Consider the following 1,382-nt stretch of genomic DNA (forward strand, 5'->3'; position numbering starts at 1 on the left):
TTATCTCGGCATAGACACCCCCGAGTTCTGCGTTCCACCGACGGTAGATGACATCCTTGAAGAAGTTTGTCCGGGTGCCGTTGGCCGCCACTTCGTGCATCGCCCTCCATTGGCTGACCCCGTTCCATGTCATCGAAACGGCAACGATCAGCGTCCATAAGACCGCCAGAGCAAGACCGTGACGTTTCATGCCGGTCGTCGGGGGAATCGGCAAGCGGCGCTGAACCGGATTGAGTTCCGCTTCTTTGCGACCGCGCCGGTTCTCGCGGGGTTCTTCTTGGGATATGTGGTTTGTCATCGGTTCGTTACCTCCAATGTAAAACAGTCTTCAACCTTTCCCTCATGTCTTCCTCCGGTTAAAGACCGTGTAAACAGACGCTCGGAATGGTTCCGAAAGTGCTGGCGCGTGCGGAGCCATCGTCACTTTAAAGCATTAATGTAAATATTCGGGCACGTTTTCAAAAAAGACAAAATTACTCTCACGGAGACGCAAAGTCACAGAGAACCCCTGTTATTTGCCCTCTGTGACTCAGTGTCTCTGTGAGAAATAAGAAAAATTTGCCAATCTATAAACAAAGTCGAATGCTTACTCCTGGTCGTCATCCCCATCCTGATTCTGCTCGGCAATTTTCTGCAGCAGGGAAGTCTTTTTCTCCTCGCCATTGGCTGTTTCCCGGCCAAAAACCATGGATTCGCCAGTCCGCCTGGCAGCGGGCAGATTCCCCAGCAGGGATTCACCGGCTTCTTCGCTTGAACCGGCGGAATCAAGAAAAGCAGCGGTGGTTTCAACACTGTCATCCGGTAAAATTTCGGGAATTCCCATGGGAGCTTCGACGATCTCCCCTGAAGCCGCATTGACTTCAGCAGCCGGCGCCGGTTTCTCTTTCTTTGCTGTTGTTGGAGGCACGGATGCCGGACTGGTCACTGATGATGCGGACGTTTGTGGGCGCCTGGCCGGTTCAACCGGTGTCCGGGGAGGGCTTTTTTTACGCTCTGGCGGTGCTTTTGCTGCCGTTTTTTTTGCCGCCGGGCTGGCTGAAGCTGCCGGTACCGGCTTTCGCGCTTTTTCCATCGCTTCTTCCGCCCCCTGGAGCTGGTAATACACCCCCTGAAGATAATTCCGGGTCTGAAACTGCGGCGCGACGCCACTTAAGGATTCAGAACCACCAATAATCAGGTAGCCATCCCGGGCCAACACCTGACCAAGCTTCTGGAATAGTTTTCTTTTGTCGGCAGCGGTAAAATAAATGGCCACATTACGGCAAAAGATAATGTCAAAACTTCCCAGCCCGGCATAGGAATCCATCAGGTTTAATTTCTTAAAGACGGCCAGGGAGCGAATTTTATCTTTTATCCGCCAGCCGCCGGCAGCCGGGTTAAAG

Annotated in this window: 2 protein-coding genes; both read right to left on the reverse strand. The window is 52.9% G+C overall.

The window, feature by feature from the left end; translation table 11 throughout:
- Nucleotides 1-298 (reverse strand): hypothetical protein (locus U9P07_06020; GenBank protein ID MEA2108958.1); only part of this gene is annotated, 298 nt, incomplete at its 3' end.
- A gap of 288 nt (nucleotides 299-586) precedes the next feature.
- A partial coding sequence (locus U9P07_06025) for a CheR family methyltransferase (GenBank protein MEA2108959.1) occupies nucleotides 587-1,382 on the reverse strand: 796 nt, incomplete at its 5' end.

Source organism: Pseudomonadota bacterium (assembly GCA_034660915.1).
Classification (GTDB): Bacteria; Desulfobacterota; Anaeroferrophillalia; order Anaeroferrophillales; family Anaeroferrophillaceae; genus DQWO01.